Annotated in this window: 14 protein-coding genes; 3 read left to right on the forward strand and 11 right to left on the reverse strand. The window is 63.9% G+C overall.

Features of this window, described 5'->3' with window-relative positions; translation table 11 throughout:
- Positions 1-56: 56 nt before the first annotated feature.
- Positions 57-4,325 carry an AsmA-like C-terminal region-containing protein gene (locus MKZ40_RS04650; RefSeq protein WP_175088350.1) on the forward strand — a complete coding sequence of 1,423 codons (4,269 nt, stop codon included), beginning with the start codon at positions 57-59 and terminating at the stop codon, positions 4,323-4,325.
- Entirely contained in the window at positions 4,322-5,782 is a 1,461-nt protein-coding gene (gene tldD / locus MKZ40_RS04655) for a metalloprotease TldD (RefSeq protein ID WP_175088349.1), read from the forward strand. The genes MKZ40_RS04650 and tldD overlap by 4 nt, the downstream gene beginning before the upstream one ends.
- A gap of 88 nt (positions 5,783-5,870) precedes the next feature.
- On the opposite strand, the gene yjgA is transcribed toward tldD, so the two are convergent.
- Positions 5,871-6,374, reverse strand: coding sequence for a ribosome biogenesis factor YjgA (gene yjgA, locus MKZ40_RS04660; protein WP_175088348.1), 504 nt, complete (start codon positions 6,372-6,374; stop codon positions 5,871-5,873).
- A gap of 76 nt (positions 6,375-6,450) precedes the next feature.
- On the opposite strand from yjgA, the gene pmbA reads away from it, so the two are divergent.
- Complete coding sequence (gene pmbA, locus MKZ40_RS04665) at positions 6,451-7,821, forward strand: metalloprotease PmbA (protein ID WP_175088347.1); 1,371 nt, start codon at positions 6,451-6,453, stop codon at positions 7,819-7,821.
- A 101-nt stretch (positions 7,822-7,922) separates the two neighbouring features.
- On the opposite strand, the gene mgtE is transcribed toward pmbA, so the two are convergent.
- From mgtE to MKZ40_RS04715, 10 genes are all read right to left on the reverse strand, one after another.
- Positions 7,923-9,278 (reverse strand): magnesium transporter, encoded by a 1,356-nt coding sequence (mgtE, locus tag MKZ40_RS04670; protein ID WP_175088346.1) that lies wholly within the window; start codon positions 9,276-9,278, stop codon positions 7,923-7,925.
- A gap of 413 nt (positions 9,279-9,691) precedes the next feature.
- The gene (locus tag MKZ40_RS04675) at positions 9,692-9,961 is read right to left on the reverse strand and encodes an HPr family phosphocarrier protein (protein WP_175088345.1); all 270 of its coding nucleotides are present in this window, start codon (positions 9,959-9,961) and stop codon (positions 9,692-9,694) included.
- On the reverse strand, positions 9,948-10,871 hold the full coding sequence (gene rapZ / locus MKZ40_RS04680; protein ID WP_175088344.1) for an RNase adapter RapZ: 924 nt from the start codon (positions 10,869-10,871) through the stop codon (positions 9,948-9,950). Before rapZ ends, MKZ40_RS04675 begins: the two co-directional genes overlap by 14 nt.
- Before the next feature lie 137 nt (positions 10,872-11,008).
- The gene (locus MKZ40_RS04685) at positions 11,009-11,479 is read right to left on the reverse strand and encodes a PTS sugar transporter subunit IIA (protein WP_043332557.1); all 471 of its coding nucleotides are present in this window, start codon (positions 11,477-11,479) and stop codon (positions 11,009-11,011) included.
- 9 nt (positions 11,480-11,488) lie between these two features.
- Complete coding sequence (gene raiA, locus MKZ40_RS04690) at positions 11,489-11,797, reverse strand: ribosome-associated translation inhibitor RaiA (RefSeq protein ID WP_175088343.1); 309 nt, start codon at positions 11,795-11,797, stop codon at positions 11,489-11,491.
- 651 nt (positions 11,798-12,448) lie between these two features.
- A complete protein-coding gene (locus tag MKZ40_RS04695; RefSeq protein WP_175088342.1) occupies positions 12,449-13,897 on the reverse strand; it encodes an RNA polymerase factor sigma-54 in 1,449 nt (482 codons plus the stop codon).
- 233 nt (positions 13,898-14,130) lie between these two features.
- The gene (gene lptB / locus MKZ40_RS04700; protein ID WP_043332551.1) at positions 14,131-14,871 is read right to left on the reverse strand and encodes an LPS export ABC transporter ATP-binding protein; all 741 of its coding nucleotides are present in this window, start codon (positions 14,869-14,871) and stop codon (positions 14,131-14,133) included.
- A 3-nt stretch (positions 14,872-14,874) separates the two neighbouring features.
- Positions 14,875-15,453, reverse strand: coding sequence for a lipopolysaccharide transport periplasmic protein LptA (gene lptA / locus MKZ40_RS04705; protein ID WP_254626952.1), 579 nt, complete (start codon positions 15,451-15,453; stop codon positions 14,875-14,877).
- Between the two features lie 108 nt (positions 15,454-15,561).
- Positions 15,562-16,245: an LPS export ABC transporter periplasmic protein LptC gene (gene lptC, locus MKZ40_RS04710; protein ID WP_175088341.1), complete on the reverse strand. Its 684-nt coding sequence runs from the start codon at positions 16,243-16,245 to the stop codon at positions 15,562-15,564.
- Entirely contained in the window at positions 16,245-16,814 is a 570-nt protein-coding gene (locus tag MKZ40_RS04715; protein WP_052384400.1) for an HAD hydrolase family protein, read from the reverse strand. The genes lptC and MKZ40_RS04715 overlap by 1 nt, the downstream gene beginning before the upstream one ends.
- Between the last annotated feature and the right edge of the window lie 101 nt (positions 16,815-16,915).

A 16,915-nucleotide genomic window follows, 5' to 3' on the forward strand; every position in this document is an offset into this window, starting at 1 on the left:
GAAGCCGGGAGTCGCGTTATCCACATCGTGAGTCTGTCCTGTTCGGAGAACCATCAGTGACCCGTTCTACCTCACCAGAGGCGGCACGTTCTACCTCGCAAGAGGCGGTGCAGGAGGGCGTCGACGACACCCCGTCTTCGCCCGCTGCGGCGCCAGCGCCACCCTCGCGTGGGCGGCGCTGGGCGCGCGGGCTGCTGATGGCGCTCGCGGTACTGCTGGCGTTGCTGGCCATCCTGATCGGGGGCCTGCGCTGGTGGTTGACCACGCTGGATTCGCGCAGTGAGTCCATCAGTGACTTCATTGCCACCCAGACCCACTCCAATGTTGGGATGTCATCGCTTGAGGGCCGAATGGATCACCTTGATCCGGCCATCAAGCTGTCCGGTCTGAACCTCTTTCGTCCCGACGAGATGCAGGCGGCGCCACTGTTGAGCGTGTCCCATCTGGAAACCCGTCTCGATGTGCTCTCCTCCCTGCGCCATCTGGCGCCTGTCTTTGATCGCGCCACCGCCACCGGCGTCATCGTGCACCTGTACCAGCGTGAAGATGGCAGCTGGGGCTGGCCGGGGCCGCCGCGTCCTCCCGAAGCGCTCGAACCCGAAGGGCAGGTGAGCCTTGCGCAGACGGAGCAGGGGCTGGCGCTGCTGGCGCGTCAACGAGTGCGGCTCGAGGATGTGCGTCTGGTGCTGCATGGTCGCAACGATACCCTCAACCTGAATGCCGCCGAACTGTTGCTGTCGGGAGAAGGAGACCGCGCGCATCTGGAAGGCCAGTTGCGGGTTGGGGAATCGCCTCAGGCCGGAGTCAGCGCCGTACTGGAAGTGCTGCCGGGAGACGACGGCCTCGCCGACTACTCGGCCCAGCTGCAGGTGGAGCTGGACGCCGGTGCGCTGGCGAGTGTCGGTCGCCTGATGGGCGAACGCGACAGCCTGATGCTGCGCGACGCCGATGGCAACGCGACGCTGTGGGCGCGCTGGCGTGACGCACGGCTGGAAGATGCTCGCCTGCGTCTCGATCTCAATCGTCTGACGCTGGATCACCATGGCGCCCAGCTGGCGCTCAAGGACATTCATGTACGTGGCCAGTGGTTGCGTGATCTGGCGGGCAGTGATCGCTGGCAGGCCTGGCTCAATCAGATCTCGGTCGGCGCCACGCCACTCGATGACGCCCCGGCGGCCGGCGCCCCGGTGGCAGGCAGTGACGGCCAGACGCTGCAAGCGTCGTCATCGCCAGAAGCCTCCACGGCGCTTGCCAGTCTGCCCGAGCGTATATCGCTGTCGGGGGATCTCGCCGATGGCAGCGTGTCGCTGGTCACCAGCAGTTTCGATCTGGAAAAGGTGGCGCGCTGGCGCAATGTGCTGGCGCTCGGCGAGCTTGGGGATGTGCTCGAGTCTCTCGATCCGCGTGGCACGGCCAACGGTCTCTCCCTGTCGCTGGCCGGGATCGGGCTCGATACCCCGCTGACCATGACGCTGGCGCTGGGCCTGACCGGAGCAGAGGTGGAACCCTGGCAGGGCGCCCCGGGACTCGGCCCCCTGGCGGCCTGGGTCACCGCGCAGAGTCTTGAGGAGGGCGGCATCGCGAGCCGGATCGCGTTTCGTGGCGACCCGGGCATGCGCTTCCACTTCCCCGAAGTCTTCGGCGACGGCTGGCAGCTCGAGGCCGCCGACGGAGTGGTCGAGGTCAAGGTCGATGACAGTGGCAGCAGCGTCACGGGGCATGACCTGCATATCCAGCGCGCCGGCGCCGATGTGACGGGCGGCTTCGGCCTGCAGATTCCCGCTCAGGATCATGACCGCTTCCAGCTGGATCTCGAGATGCGCGACGTGAATGCCCGCAGCATTCCGCTGGCCTCCTGGTTGCCGATGAAGGTGCTGGACCCGGCGTTGAGCGAGTGGTTGACGCGCGATGTCGCGGGGCAGGTCCCCGAGGGTAGCCTGCATCTCACCCAGGTGTGGGATGACGACAATGGCGAGGGTGGCTATGGTCCCGGCGATTCGCTGGACCTTGAGCTGGCCATCGAGGACGGGCGACTCGGTTACGCCGAGGGCTGGCCTGCGCTGGAGGGCGTGAAGGGCAACCTCGCGCTGCACGACAATGCACTGAGTGCCACGGTCGCGGCGGCGCACTCTCAGCCTGCCACGGCGCTGGGCGGTGCAGCACCTCTGTCGGTGCGTCAGGCCGATGTCGACATGCAGGACAATACCTTGAGTATCCAGGGGGATGTGACCGGCAGCGTCGAGGCGCTGTTCGATCTGCTCTCGCATGCGCCGCTCGAGGATACCGCTGCGTTGCTCGCCGAATGGCAGGGCAAGGGCTCGGTGGATGCGTCCATGGATATTCGCGTGCCCCTGGAGGACGCCGAGCAGGCGCGCATCACGGCGGCGGGCAAGGTCGGCGAGCGCCAGGCGGCGACGCTTGCCTTCCCGGGGCCGGGCATCGAGGTTGACGATATTCGCGGGCCGCTCGAGTTCGTGCATGACCCTTCCCGCCCCGAGGGGCGTCGTGAGCAGTTGACCGGCAACCTCTCCGGCAAGCTGTTCGGCGGTGCGGTCAAGGCGGCGCTCAACATCGGGCAGGCAGATTCACACAGCAAGGGCGCGATCACCTTCGATGGCAAGGCGCCATTGGCACCGGTGCTGGGCTGGCTGGGCGCGCCCGAGCACCTGATCGGCGATGCCGCCGAGAACACTCGGGTCGCCTTGCAGGACGGCGAGACGCCGCGTGCGCTGGGCGGCGAGTTCAACTACCAGGCGCGCCTGATGCTGCCCGATGACGGCGCCACTCTGGCGCTCTCGAGTGACCTCAAGGGAGTGGCCATCAATCTGCCGGCACCCTTTGGCAAGACGCGAGAGGAGGCAGCCCCAGTGGCGGTGGATATCGGTCTCGCGGAGGGTGGCGGTGATGTGCGACTCGACAATCGCACCCGGGCACGCTGGAAAGGCGGCAATACGCGTGATGATGGAAGCACGGTGCCGATGACGGGGCAGTTGTGGCTGGAGCGTTGGCCGAGCGACCCGCAGTGGCCCACCCAGACCGGCTGGGACATCGCCTGGCGCACACCGACCCTTGCCCCTGAGCTCTGGAAGCCGTGGGCGGGAGCGCTCTCCGGTGAAGGTAGCGCGAGTGGAGAGGGCAGCGCGAGTGGAGAGGGCAGCGACGCTGAGCAGAGCGATCCCCTGCGTGCCTTGTCACGCCTGCGCGTTGCCACTGATTGTCTGATGATCCAGTCCCGGTGTACGGGGCCGATGACGCTGGAGGCCGCGCCGCGCCAGAGCTCGCAGCAGCAAGGGCTGGGGCTGGCCGCGACGCTGGATGGTCAGCTCGCCAGTGGTGAGCTGGTGTGGCAGTCAGGTGCCGCGCGACCGCTGATTCTGGACCTGGACACTCTGAATCTCGACGCCCTGTGGCCCGCGGATGCCGAGCAGGAGACGCAGACCGCCAGTGTGCCAGGCAACTTTACCGAGGCTATCGATGTCGGCATCGAGCCGACGCCGTATCCCGCCGAGCTTGCCGACCTGCCCGCGGGCAGTCTGCGTCTGGCACACCTCATCTGGCGCGATCAGCAGCTGGGGCCGATCAGTGCCGACTGGACCGCCGACAGCCAGCAGCTGGTGGTGTTGCCGCTCTCCATCACGCTGGGCAGGATCACCGCAGTGGGCAACATCACCTGGGAAGATGCCGGCGCCAACAGTCTGACGCGCGCTCGCCTGTCCGCCGATGGCAGTGACCTGGGCGGGTTGCTCGAGCGTCTCTCCCAGCCCCGCGGCATCGAGGCGGACCGCGCCCGGGCCGAGGTCAAGCTGGCCTGGCCCGGTGCGCCGCAGGACTTTGCCCTGTCACGCTCCAATGGTCGCGTCGAGATCAAGCTGGATGACGGACGCTTCCTGAATCTGGGCTCGACCTCCGCCCGCCTGCTGGGCTTGGTCAATGTGGATAACCTGCTGCGCCGCCTGTCGCTGGACTTCTCTGACGTCACCGACAAGGGGACGGCCTTCGACAAGGTGCGCGGCGCAGCGACGCTCTTCGATGGGCGGCTGGAAAGCGATGGCTCCTTGCGTATCGAGGCGCCGTCCACCACCGTGACACTCAACGGGCAGGTCGATCTGCTTCGCGGTACCCTTGATCAACGCATGGCCATCACGGTACCGGTCAGCCAGAACCTTCCGCTGGCCGCCGTGCTGGCAGGCGCACCCGCCGTGGGCGGGGCGCTGTTCGTGGCCGACAAGATCTTCGGCCGCTTCATCGACAAGGTGACGCAAATTCACTATCGGGTATCAGGCCCCTGGGGCGACCCGAACATTACTCTGGAAAGTGCCGAATGACGCAAAATGCGAGTTCCGGTCGCGTGCTCGACGATGCCGCGGCCCTGTTGCTGACCCCGGGCGGGCTCAGCCTGGATGATCTGGATGCTGGCCTGGCACATGCCATGGGCCCGGGCACAGACTATGCCGATCTCTACTTCCAGCGTATCTGGCAGGAGAGCTGGGTGCTGGAAGACGGCGTCGTCAAGGACGCCAGCTACAACATCGATGGTGGTGTGGGCGTACGCTCACTGGCGGGGGAGAAGACCGGCTTCGCATACTCCAATCAGATCGATGCCGCCGCGCTTGCCGACACTGGCCGTACTGCGGCGGGTATCTCGCGCAGCGGCAGCAGCGGTACGGTCGCAAGCTCGATCATCACCCAGGCTCCGTCCTTCTATGCGGGCATCGACCCGTTGAATGGCCTGAGCGCCGAGGACAAGGTCGCGATGCTCAAGGAAGCGGACCGCATCGCGCGCAGCCTCGACCCCTCCATCAGTCAGGTGTCGGCCTCGCTGTCGGCGCTTTACGAAGTGGTGATGGTGCGTGCCAGCGATGGCACCCTCGCCGCGGACCTGCGTCCGCTGGTGCGTTTCAACATCAGCGTGATCGCGGTGCGCAATGGCCGTCGCGAGCGTGGCAGTGCCGGTGGCGGTGGCCGTTTCCCGGTGACTCGTCTGCGCGATGAAAATGTCGCCGAGCGTTACGCGCGTGAAGCCGTGCGTCAGGCGCTGGTCAATCTCGAGGCCATCGATGCACCGGCCGGTCAGATGCCGGTGGTGCTGGGCAATGGCTGGCCGGGCGTGCTGCTGCACGAGGCGGTCGGTCATGGTCTGGAGGGTGACTTCAACCGCAAGGGCAGCTCTGCCTTTTCGGGCCGCATGGGCGAACAGGTCGCGGCACGCGGCGTCACCGTGGTCGATGACGCGACCCTGGCCGATCGCCGTGGCTCGCTGTCCGTCGATGACGAAGGCACCCCGGGGCAGTACACGCCGCTGATCGAGGACGGCATCCTCACCGGCTACATGCAGGACAAGCTGAATGCTCGCCTGATGGGCATGGCGCCGACGGGCAACGCGCGTCGCGAGTCCTTCGCCCATCTGCCGATGCCGCGCATGACCAATACCTACATGCTGGGTGGCGATCGCGATCCGCAGGAGATCATCAAGAGCGTCAAGCGTGGCCTCTACGCGGTCAGCTTCGGCGGCGGTCAGGTGGATATCACCTCCGGGCGCTTCGTGTTCTCGGCCAGTGAGGCCTACCTGATCGAGGACGGCAAGGTGACCACGCCGGTCAAGGGTGCGACCCTGATCGGCAATGGCCCGGAAGCGATGGGGCGCGTCTCGATGATCGGCAACGATCTCGAGCTGGATACCGGGGTCGGCGTGTGTGGCAAGGACGGCCAGTCCGTGCCCGTCGGTGTCGGCCAGCCGACCCTGAAGCTCGACGAATTGACGGTGGGAGGCACCCAGTCGTGAGCCGATGAGGCTGAACGACAGGGAGCAGATATGACGACGCCGCCGTGGCAGGGCCGCAGCGGCGTCGATGAAGCGGGAAATGCCAGAATCAGAGATCGAGTTCGGCACGCAGCAGCTTGAAGAGCTTCTTGGCGCTGTTGGGCTGCTTGCCGGCATCACGTTCGGCACGTGAGTTGCGGATCAGCTGACGCAGTGCCTGGCGGTCCACCTCGGGGTAGTCCTCGACGAAGACCACGAAGGCTTCGTCATCCTCGATCAGGCGGTCACGCCAGCGCTCCAGGCGCTGGAAGGAGGCATCACGACGGATGCTCTGCTGTTCCATGCTCTGGAAGACGGCGTTGATAGCCTCGAGGTCTTCCTTGCGCATCAGCTTGCCGACGTACTGCATGTGACGACGCAGGCCCTCGTGACTGCGAATGCGGCCGCATTCATCGATGGCGGCCAGCATGTCATCGGAGAGCGGGAACTTGGCGCGCTGCCCGGCCGGCATGTCGATGATCTTCTTGCCCAGCGCTTGAAGTTCGATCATTTCACGCTTCATCTGGGATTTGCTGGGACGCTCGACGAGCTCCTCAGGTCTTTCTTTACGCATGCCAATTCCAACGAGTCGGGGAAATTTGCGGCAGTATAGCATTGCCAGCGCCCCGTCTCCTCAGAAGGAGAACAACATGAGCCAGGCCTTTGATGCCGTTGCTCAGCAACAACTGCTCGAGCGTCGCGTCAGCGAAGCTCTCGAGCTTGCCCGCAGCCTGGGTGCCGACGCCTGTGAGGTCGGTGCCAGCGTCGATCAGGGCGTCAGCATCTCGGTGCGTGACGGCGAAGTCGAGACGGTCGAACTGTCGCGTGACCAGGGCATCGGCGTGACCGTCTATCTCGGCAACCGCAAGGGCAGTGCGACATCTTCCGATGCCGGCAGCGATTCGATTCGTGCCGCGGTCGAGAAGGCGGTCTCCATCGCGCACTATACCGGCGAAGACAGCTTTGCCGGTCTGGCGCCGGCCGAGCTGATGGCCACCGACTTCCCTGATCTCAAGGCGCATCATCCCTGGGCGATCAGCGTCGATGAAGCGACCGACCTGGCACTGGCCTGTGAGCGTGCCGGGCTGGAAGTGGAAGGCATCGCGCAGTCCGAAGGCGCCAGCTTCTCCAGTGGCGAAGGCGTGCAGGTCTATGGCAACAGCCATGGGTTCCTGGCCAGCCAGTGCGGCAGTCGTCACTCGATGTCATGCATGCTGATCGCCAAGGATGCACAGGGCATGCAGCGTGACTATGACTACACCAGCGTGCGCAATCCGGCAGACCTGCGTTCCCCCGAGTCGGTGGGGCGTGAAGCCGCTCGCCGCACGCTTGCGCGTCTGAATGCGCGCAAGGTGGCGACGGGTCGCATGCCGGTGATGTTCGACCCGCAGATGTCGGCTGGATTGATCGGTCACTACCTGTCTGCCATCGCCGGCGGCTCGCTGTATCGTGAGTCCAGCTTCCTGTGCGATAGCCTCGGTCAGCCGCTGTTCCCCGACTGGTTCACGCTGGGCGAGAAGCCGCGGGAAGTCGGTGGCATGTCCAGCGCCGCCTTCGACAATGATGGCGTCGCGACGCGTGACAATGTCTACTTTGCCGACGGCAAGGTGCAGAGCTACATGCTGAGCGCCTACAGTGCCCGTCGCCTGAACATGCAGACCACCGGCAACGCCGGCGGCGCGCGCAACGTGCGCATCACCGCGCCGCTGACCTCGCTCGATGAGATGCTCAAGCAGATGGGTACCGGCGTGCTGGTGACCGAGTTGATGGGCCAGGGCGTCAACGGCGTCACGGGTGACTATTCACGCGGTGCCTCCGGTTTCTGGGTCGAGAACGGGGAGATCCAGCATGCGGTCGAGGAATTCACCATTGCCGGCAATCTGCGCGACATGGCGGCCAATCTGCTGGCGGTAGGCGATGATGTCGATACGCGTGGCAGCATCCACAGCGGTAGCTGGCTGATCGATGGCATGACCGTCGCGGGCATGTCCGAAGGCGAAGACGGTGAGCTGGAAGGCTGATCACTGACGCTTCTGTCTCGTGTGACAGGCGAAAAACAACACGGCCGCTCCCGAGGGGGCGGCCGTGTTGTTTCTGGTGTAGTCACTAACCGCGTCGGGCGTTACAGATAGAGCCAGGTCGCCAGCCCCAGGAAGGCCATGAAGCCGATCACGTCGGTCACGGTGGTCAATATCACGCTGCCGGAAAGAGCAGGGTCGATATTGAGCTTCTTGAGCAGTACCGGCAACAGTGTGCCCGTCACGGCGGCGATCAACAGGTTGATCATGATCGCGGCGCCGATGATCGCCCCCAGCTGGACATCCCCGAACCATACGATGGCGATGCCTGCCACCACCACGGCCCATAACAGGCCGTTGAGTCCCGCGACGATGACTTCGCGCTTGAGTAGCCAGCTGACATTGCCACTCTTGACGTGCCCCAGCGCGATACCACGGATCAGGACGGTGAGTGCCTGAGAGCCCGCGATGCCGCCCATGCTGGCGACAATGGGCATCAGCACGGCCAGCGCGGTGATCTTCTCGATAGTGCCTTCGAACATGCCGATCACGGCGGAGGCCATGAAGGCGGTCAGCAGGTTGATACCGAGCCAGACGGCGCGGCGCCACGAGGTCCGTATCACGGGAGAGAAGGTGTCTTCGTCCTCATCCATCCCCGCCATCGACATCACCTGGTGCTCGGCGTCGCCACGGATGACGTCGACCACGTCATCGATGGTGATGCGACCCAGCAGGTTGCCATCGCCGCCGACCACGGGCGCCGAGATCAGGTCGTGCTTCTCGAACAGCGAAGCGACTTCGTTCTCCGGCATCAGGGCCGGGATCACCACGCTGTCGGTGTCCATCACTTCGCGCACCGTGACGCCGGGGTCCGAGACCAGCAGGCGGTTGATGGGCAGCGCACCGATGAATTCATCGCGTCGTGAGACGACCAGCAGGGTATCGGTGGAGTCGGGCAGGCGCTCGTGGCGGCGAATGTAGCGCAGCACCACGTCCAGGGTGATGTCCGGACGAATGGTGATGGTGTCCGTGTTCATCAGGCCGCCGGCGGTATCCTCCGGGAAGGACAGTACCGTTTCGACGCGCAGGCGCTCCTGCGCCTCCATGGAGTCGAGGACTTCGAGAATCACCGTATTCGGCAGGCGCTGCAGGATGTCGGCGACATCATCCGGCTCCAGGTTCTCGGTGGCGGCGAGAACGTCGACGGCGTCCATATCCTTGAGGAAGTCGGTCTGGATGTCTTCGCCAAGGTATTGGAGGACATCGCCCTGCAGCTCGGCATCGACCAGCTCCCAGAGCAGATTACGCTCCTTGGGGGGCGAGGATTCCAGCAGGTGGGCCACGTCCACCGGCGCGAGGCCGCGATTGAGCATGCGTCTTGCCTGTTCCAGCTCGCCGCTTTCCAGCGCCTGTGACAGGCGATCAAGTCTTGGCTTGAGTTTACGAGACGTCTTGCTCATCTGTCGGCTTCCCCTGTCGACATGAAGGACAGTGCTGATTCTACCATTGGCGTAGGGGGGCGCGTCGACAAAAGAAAACAGTGTTTCTTATCAAAAGAACAATCCACGTTCCGTCACTGGCGCAAAAGCAGCGTTGCATGGCTGCCAAGGCAAGGATAGGTGCAGGGCCAAGGATAAGGGTAGGCGTGAGGGCAGGTGCAAGAACAGGCGCGAGACGCCCTGCGTAAACAGTGATGGAGCTGCCCAGGGGAGCTGCGCGAGGGGCTGACCGAAAAGGGAGCGGGCCGAAAGGAAGGCTGTGCGCAAAGGGCGAAAGGGGCAGGGAGGCAAGCGCCAGAAGAACGTGTCGCAATGCACATCCCTGATGTACAGCGCTAATGCATGGCGCAAATGTACAGCGCTGTCAGTGGCGGTTATTCGTCTTCCTCGAAACGCGCCTCGAACAGCGCCTCGATGGCCAGCATCGCCTCATCGGCCTGTTCGCCCTCGACATCGATCAACAGCGTGGTGCCGCAGGGTGCGGCAAGCATCAGCAATGCCATGACATTGGCTGCATTGGCGCGTCGCTCGCCATGGCTGACCATCACCGTTGCGCAATAGGGCGCACAGCAATTGACCAGCTTGGTGGCTGCGCGGGCGTGCAGCCCGCGGCGGTTGGTCAGCGTCAGCTCACGAGAGGGCATCGCGATGCTCCTGCTGATCACTTGTCTCACCTGGGTTGCTCAGCGCGGTATGAATGCCCAGCTCGCGGTGACGCAGGCGCACCTCAGGCAGGCGCTCGGCAAAGTAGCTCGCCAGCTGCTCGCACAGGTAGACGCTGCGATGCTGGCCGCCGGTACAGCCCACGGACACCGTCAGGTAGCTGCGGTTGCTGTCCTGATAGGCGGGCAGCCAGCGTTCCAGCCAGCCGGCGATATCGTCATGCATCGCCTGGACGGTGGGGTAGCGCTGCAGGAATTCGGCCACGCTGTCATCGCGACCGGTATCGCCGCGCAGATTGATGTCCCAGTACGGGTTGGGCAGGCAGCGGGCATCGAACACCATGTCGGCGTCGGTCGGCACGCCATGCTTGAAGCCGAAGGATTCAAAGGTCAGCGTCAGGTGGCGAGAGCTGTGCTGGGCGACCTGCTCGGTGATCCGCGAGCGCAGGTCGTGCACGCTCAGGTTGGTCGAGTCGATGACCAGATCGGCCTTCTGGCGAATCGGGGCGAGCGTCTTCTGCTCGATCTCGATGGCCTCGGCCAGGGTGTGGTCGTTGTCGCGCGTCAGAGGGTGACGACGCCGGGTCGCCGAGTAGCGTTCCAGCAGCACTCGCGAATCGGTGGTCAGGTAGACGACCTGCACGTCCATGCCACTCTGGCGGACGTTGTCGAGCAATTCGGGGAAGCGGGTCAAGGCTTCCGGCAGGTTGCGGGCATCGATGGAGACCGCGATACGTCGGCGTGCCGGGCTGTCCTGTTCGAGCTGATCGACCAGTGGCGCCAGCAGCATGCCGGGCAGATTGTCGATGGCATAGTAGCCAATGTCTTCCAGCGCCTGGAGAGCGATGGATTTCCCGGAGCCGGAGCGGCCGCTGATGATCACGATCTTCATGAAGTGCTCTCCAAGGGCGAGGTCAACGTCGAAAGAATGCAGGGGTGGGGCAGAAGGTTGCCCGCTATCAGTGCGCTGTACGTCGGCCGATGGGAGGCCAGCAAGACGAAAGCCCGGACGATGTCCGGGCCTGTGATTCAGCGCGCCGGTAATTCGGCGATGGCTTGGGTCAATGCCTCAAAGAGTGCACGCTGGCTGTCTGCCTGGCGCAGGGCCGAGCGATTGGTCGGGGAATTGAGCAATTCCGCGACCTGCCCGAGCAGCGTCAGATGGGTCTCGTCCGCTTCCTCAGGCACCAGCAGCACGAATAGCAGATCGATGGGTTCTCCGTCGATGGCATCGAAGTCGATGGGTTCACCGAGCTTCAGAAACGCAGCGATTGGTGTCTTGCAATGCGGGCTGCGTGCATGGGGCACGGCCACACCGTGGCCGATGCCGGTCGACCCCAGTCTCTCGCGCCCGATCAGGCGCGAGAAGACTTCCTGGCTATCCAGGCTGGGAATGTTCTGTGCGATGAAGGTGCTGAAGAATTCAAGCACCCGCTTCTTGCTCCCCCCGGGGACACCGTAAAGGGTGCGCTCGGGGGGAAGGATCTGATCAAGTGTCATGGCTGAAGGTCAACGGGTCCCGGTGCCCTGAGCACGAGCCTGGGACTTTTCCTTGTGTTTGACCAGCTGGCGATCCAGCTTGTCGGCGAGCGCGTCGATGGCAGCGTACATGTTGGGGTCTTCTGCCAGGGCGTGGAGGTCAGCGCCTGCTGCGTGCAAGGTGCAGGCAGCCTGCTGGCGCTCCTTCTCGATCGACAGTGTCACCTGAACATTGGTGATGTTGTCGTAATGCCGTTCGAGGCGAGCGAGCTTCTCGTTGACGTAATCGCGGAGAGGATCGGTAAGTTCCACATGATGCCCGGTGATATTCACTTGCATGGACACGCTCCTTTATCCAGCGGGTTGCCATTCAATTGTAACCCTTTTTGACTACGAGCAAACCCTGATCGGACGCTCTGCAACAGGCTTGACGACCACCGTCTGGCGATGTTTTCGCGCCCTTGCCAGCGGCGTCAGATGTCGTGAGCGTCTGTACCGACAATGCCCAAGCTTTGCGCAAAGATCAACGCTGCGCTGCATCGTGGCTCAGTGCTTGTCTTCAACTCAGTGAGGGGTAACGGAATGGACTTCAAGGTCACGCTTGAAGGGTGGTGCATGAAAGGCGCGCAAGAAGACGGGTTTTCGTCGCCAATCCCTGCATGTACGCCGCCTTTCAGGCGCTTGGGTTGCGTGGAGCAAGCAGCGTGCCGGAAGGATCACCGAGTGACATCCCGGTGCAATACGGCTAAAAGTGACTTTAAAAACATGCGATTGACGGTAAATGATGCAGCCGGAATGATGGATTTTTGCCATCATCCTGCGCGCCATGATGGGCCATTGACGAGCGGTTGACGGAATGACAGGGCGCGCGACAGGCGCGCCGGTGTCAGTAATGTCAGAGGCTGGTGAGAGAGAAAACCAGCGTTTGAGGTTGGCGGCAACGGCCATGATAGGAGGGAGACCAGGCGCATGGCAGCCGCAGATGACACATCAGGCCAGACGCTTGCGCTCGCTGGAGGATGGGATGCCCATCGCTTCGCGATACTTGGCCACGGTACGGCGTGCGACCTCGATGCCATCGCTGGCGAGCAGGTCGACCAGGCGTGAGTCGGAGAGAGGCTTGCGAGCCGGCTCTTCCGCAATCAGCTTGCGGATGCGGGCACGAATGGCGGTGCTTGAGTGGGCGTCGCCACTGCCGCTGCCACCGACCTGGCTCGAGAAGAAGAACTTGAGCTCGAAGACGCCGCGCGGGGTGTGGATGTATTTCTGGGTCGTGACCCGCGAGATGGTCGATTCGTGCATCTCGACCACTTCGGCGATGTTGGCCAGAATCAGTGGCTTCATGCCTTCCTCGCCTTGCTCGAGGAAGTCGATCTGGCGCGCCATGATCTCGCGGCCGACCTTGAGCAGGGTGTCATTGCGTGATGACAGGCTCTTCATCAGCCAGCGCGCTTCCTGCAGGTTGTCCTTGAGGAAGGTGTTGTCGGCGGACTTGTCGGCACGCTTGATCAGTGCGGCGTATTCCGGCTGGATGCGCAGCTTGGGCAGCGCTTCCGGGTTGAGCTCGACCTGCCAGCCGTGGCGGGTATGACGCACCAGTAGATCAGGGATCACGTAATCGCTGGCGGGCTCGCCCCAGGCGGATGCCGGACGCGGATCGAGCGCGCGCACCAGGCGGATGACGTGATCCAGCTCGTCATCGTCAAGGCTCAGTCGGCGCTTGAGCAGCTTGCGATCATCGTTGCCCAGTGCCTCGAGGAATTGACGTACCAGGCGACGCGCCTGCGCCAGCAGCGGCAGATCATCCGGCAGCAGCGCCAGTTGCAGCAGCAGGCACTCGCGCAGGTCGCGGGCGAAGACGCCGGTCGGGTCGAACTGCTGCAGACGCAGCAGTACCTGCTCGAGCTCGGAGGCCTTGAGGCCGGGCAGGCCCTGGCCGCGCAGACCATCGACCAGCTCATCGAGTGACAGGCTCAGGTAACCGGCACCGTCGACGGCATCGATCAGGCTCTCCGCCATCTGGCGTTCACGGCCATCGAGGTCGGTCATCGCCAGCTGCCAGCGCAGGTGGTCCTGCAGGCTCTCGACGCTGGTATTGCGATCGAAGTCCGGCCCTTCTTCGCTCCCGCTGCCACTGCCGGAGCTGGTCAGGCTACCGGCGTGGTCCTGGTAGAGGTCCGACCAGTCACTGTCGAGGGGGTATTCCTCGGGAATCTCGCTCGAGGAGTCGGCAGTGGAAATCTCGCTCGTATCCTGTGTCTCTATGACATCCAGCGACTCGTAGTCCTCGTCGAGCTCCAACATGGGGTTGGACTCGAGGGCTTGCTGAATCTCCTGACGCAGGTCGAGCGTCGACAGCTGCAGCAGCTGGATCGCTTGCTGAAGCTGCGGCGTCATGGTCAGCGAGGTGCCGAGGCGGAGTTGCAGGGTGGGTTTCATGGAGTCAGTCAATTCACGGCAAAGGAACGTGCTTACTACGCTATACCGTGACTCGGGCCACTGACAAGTGGTTGCAGTGAATATTCAAGCAACTTGCATGCCATGTTTACACCAAGGTGGTATGGACGTCATGCATGCGCCTGATGTCAGACATGAAAAAGCCGCTACGCGATAAAATCACGCAGCGGCTTATGAAGCTTTCGCCGTGGGAGGGCTCAGCGCATCCGCTGGCCCTAGAGCGTGAACTCGTGGCCCAGGTAGACGTCGCGTACCTGCTGGTTGGCCAGGATGGAGTCCGCGTCACCGTGAGCGATGATCTGACCATCGCCGACGATATAGGCGGTGTCACAGATATCGAGTGTCTCGCGCACGTTGTGGTCGGTGATCAGCACGCCGATGCCACGGTCACGCAGTTGACGCACGATGCTCTTGATCTCGCCCACCGAGATGGGGTCGACGCCGGCGAAGGGCTCATCGAGCAGTACGAAGTCCGGCTCGGTGGCCAGTGCACGGGCAATCTCGACCCGACGACGCTCCCCGCCGGACAGGCTCATGCCGGCACTGGCACGAATATGCGTGATGCTGAATTCCTCGAGCAACTCTTCAAGACGTGCCTTGCGGCCATTGCGATCCAGATCCTTGCGGGTTTCCAGAATCGCCATGATGTTGTCGGCCACCGACAGCTTGCGGAAGATCGACGCCTCCTGCGGCAGATAACCGATGCCGGCGCGTGCGCGTTGATGCATGGCGGCAGCGGAAAGGTCCTTGTCGTCGATGGAGACGTTGCCGGCATCGGCGCGCACCAGCCCGACGATCATGTAGAACGAGGTCGTCTTGCCGGCGCCGTTGGGGCCCAGCAGGCCGACGATGTCACCCTGGCGGATCTCAAGCGAGATGTCCTTGACCACCTTGCGGCCCTTGTAGGCCTTGGCCAGATGGCGAGCGCTCAGCGTACGCGGGGTAGCAGCAGTCATGACTCAGTTTTCCTTGCTGGCATTGGCGCCGCGCGGCGTCAAAGTCATGTGTACGCGACCGCCTTCGGTCTGCTGTGCCGTCTTGCTGTTGTTGGCGTTCACCTGGCGCTTGTCGAGGAAATACTCCACGTAGCCGCCTTCGAAGGTGTCATCGCCTTTCTCGAGACGCGCATTGCCGACCAGCTCCACGCGGCGCTCCAGCGCATGATAGCGGATGGTGTCGGCCCAGCCCTTGACCAGCTTCTCGTCGGGTGCGGGTTGCTGTTCCAGGTAGGCACGCTTGCCGGTGGCCTTGACCAGCGAGATCTCGCCGCTGCCGGCGCGGCTGATATCGACGCGGCTGGCATCGAGCTTCATGCTGCCCTGGCGCATCTCCACCTGGCCGGTGTAGGTGGCTGTGCCGGCCTTGTCATCGAGAGACAGGGCGTCCGCGGCGATGTTGATCGGCTGGCTGGCATCGCTGTCCAGCGCCATGGAGGCCGGGGCGAAGGTGGACATGCCCAGTGCCAGGCAGAGCGCCATGACACCGCTGTTGAGGGTCTGGCGACAGGCCGTCAAGGGCTTGCGAGTCGGGGAGGTCATGGTGGCTCCTTGGCATGACGGGGTCGCCGCCCGAGCAATGATGCCATCGAGCGGCAGGGAAGAAGGTGTTGCGGCGCGGGTCATGGCGCGACGGCCAGCCCGGCAGGTTCATTCACCGCTGGCAGGCGCTGCCTCGAAGGTGCTGTTGATGCGCCCGTCATCGGTAGTGGTGCTGTCGGTGCCCGAGTCGATGCGCTCGGCTTCCTTGCTGGCCTCGCTCTGGCCCGTGCCGGGTTGCAGGACGCTGCGCACGCGGCCCTGCAGCACGGCGGAATCCCGGGAGAGGTCGGCGCTGAAGCTGTCGCTTTCGACATGCTGGCCATTCTGGGTGATCACGACCGGCACGTCACTCCAGGCGCGATTCTGATCACGGCTGTAGTGCAGAACATCGGTATCGAGGGTCCAGCGGTCATCGGGCTGGCGCAGTCTGGCATTGCCCTCGAGAGTGAAGGTGTCGCCGCCGGCGCTCAACACGCCACTGTCCCCCGTGGCATACCAGCGGCGGTCTTCACTGTCGTTGGTGCGAATCTTCGGGGTCTGCGCCCGGGTCACGTCATCGCCTGGCGTATGCTCGATATGCGGCGAGCTCATGGACTGGATCGCCACGCCGCGCGCATCGAAGCGTGTCATGTCTGCCCCGTCGAGATAGTAATCCGGCTCACTGCTGTCGACCTCGACATTGACGGTCGATTCCAGGCTGTTGCGCTGCTCGATCAGCGCCAGCACGCCACCGACGAGCAGCAACAGCAGCATCAGCCAGAGACGCGGAGAAGGGCGGGGCAGACGTAACATCAGGGGCGCGACTCCTGCAGGTAGGTATCCAGCACCGAGGCCCAGTGGCCCTGTGCCTTGAGCAGCAGATCACAGAGCTCGCGTACGGCGCCATCGCCGCCCTGGCGTGAGGTGACCCAGTTGGCCTCGCTCATCACGTAGGCCATGGCGTTGGGCACGCTGACGCCGAGACCGACACGACGAATGGCCTCGCGGTCCGGCAGGTCATCGCCACAATAGGCGACCTCTTCCAGCTCGATCCCGTGCTCGCGGCACAGGTCGGTCAGCGCGACCAGCTTGTCTTCACGGCCCTGGATGACATCCTGAATGCCCAATTCCTTGGCGCGACGCTCGACCATCGGTGAGCTGCGGCCGGTGATCAGCGCGACGCGAACGCCACTGCGCAGCACCAGCTTGAGGCCATGGCCATCCTGGACGTGGAAGGACTTGGTCTCGACACCGTTGGCATCGTAGTGCAGGCGGTTGTCGGTGAGCACGCCATCGACATCCAGCGCCAGCAGGCGCACGCGGCGTGCGCGGTCGATGATGTCCTGCGGATATTCTTCGCTCAGGGAATTCGTGTCGCTCATGGTCTTTCTCCTCGCACTCCGTGCATGCTTGACGCTGTCCTGTGAACGGCGCTGATGGGCGTTGAGCGGTAGCGTCTACTGTCGGGACGATCTGCCGTCGA

The organism is Cobetia sp. BMC6, assembly GCF_029991385.1.
In the GTDB taxonomy this organism is placed as follows: Bacteria; Pseudomonadota; Gammaproteobacteria; order Pseudomonadales; family Halomonadaceae; genus Cobetia.

Coding starts and splice junctions, on each gene's coding strand:
- tldD (WP_175088349.1), top strand. CDS start 4,322: ATGACGCAAAATGCGAGTTCCGGTCGCGTGCTCGACGATGCCGCGGCC.
- yjgA (WP_175088348.1), bottom strand. CDS start 6,374: ATGCGTAAAGAAAGACCTGAGGAGCTCGTCGAGCGTCCCAGCAAATCC.
- pmbA (WP_175088347.1), top strand. CDS start 6,451: ATGAGCCAGGCCTTTGATGCCGTTGCTCAGCAACAACTGCTCGAGCGT.
- mgtE (WP_175088346.1), bottom strand. CDS start 9,278: ATGAGCAAGACGTCTCGTAAACTCAAGCCAAGACTTGATCGCCTGTCA.
- MKZ40_RS04675 (WP_175088345.1), bottom strand. CDS start 9,961: ATGCCCTCTCGTGAGCTGACGCTGACCAACCGCCGCGGGCTGCACGCC.
- rapZ (WP_175088344.1), bottom strand. CDS start 10,871: ATGAAGATCGTGATCATCAGCGGCCGCTCCGGCTCCGGGAAATCCATC.
- MKZ40_RS04685 (WP_043332557.1), bottom strand. CDS start 11,479: ATGACACTTGATCAGATCCTTCCCCCCGAGCGCACCCTTTACGGTGTC.
- raiA (WP_175088343.1), bottom strand. CDS start 11,797: ATGCAAGTGAATATCACCGGGCATCATGTGGAACTTACCGATCCTCTC.
- MKZ40_RS04695 (WP_175088342.1), bottom strand. CDS start 13,897: ATGAAACCCACCCTGCAACTCCGCCTCGGCACCTCGCTGACCATGACG.
- lptB (WP_043332551.1), bottom strand. CDS start 14,871: ATGACTGCTGCTACCCCGCGTACGCTGAGCGCTCGCCATCTGGCCAAG.
- lptA (WP_254626952.1), bottom strand. CDS start 15,453: ATGACCTCCCCGACTCGCAAGCCCTTGACGGCCTGTCGCCAGACCCTC.
- lptC (WP_175088341.1), bottom strand. CDS start 16,245: ATGTTACGTCTGCCCCGCCCTTCTCCGCGTCTCTGGCTGATGCTGCTG.
- MKZ40_RS04715 (WP_052384400.1), bottom strand. CDS start 16,814: ATGAGCGACACGAATTCCCTGAGCGAAGAATATCCGCAGGACATCATC.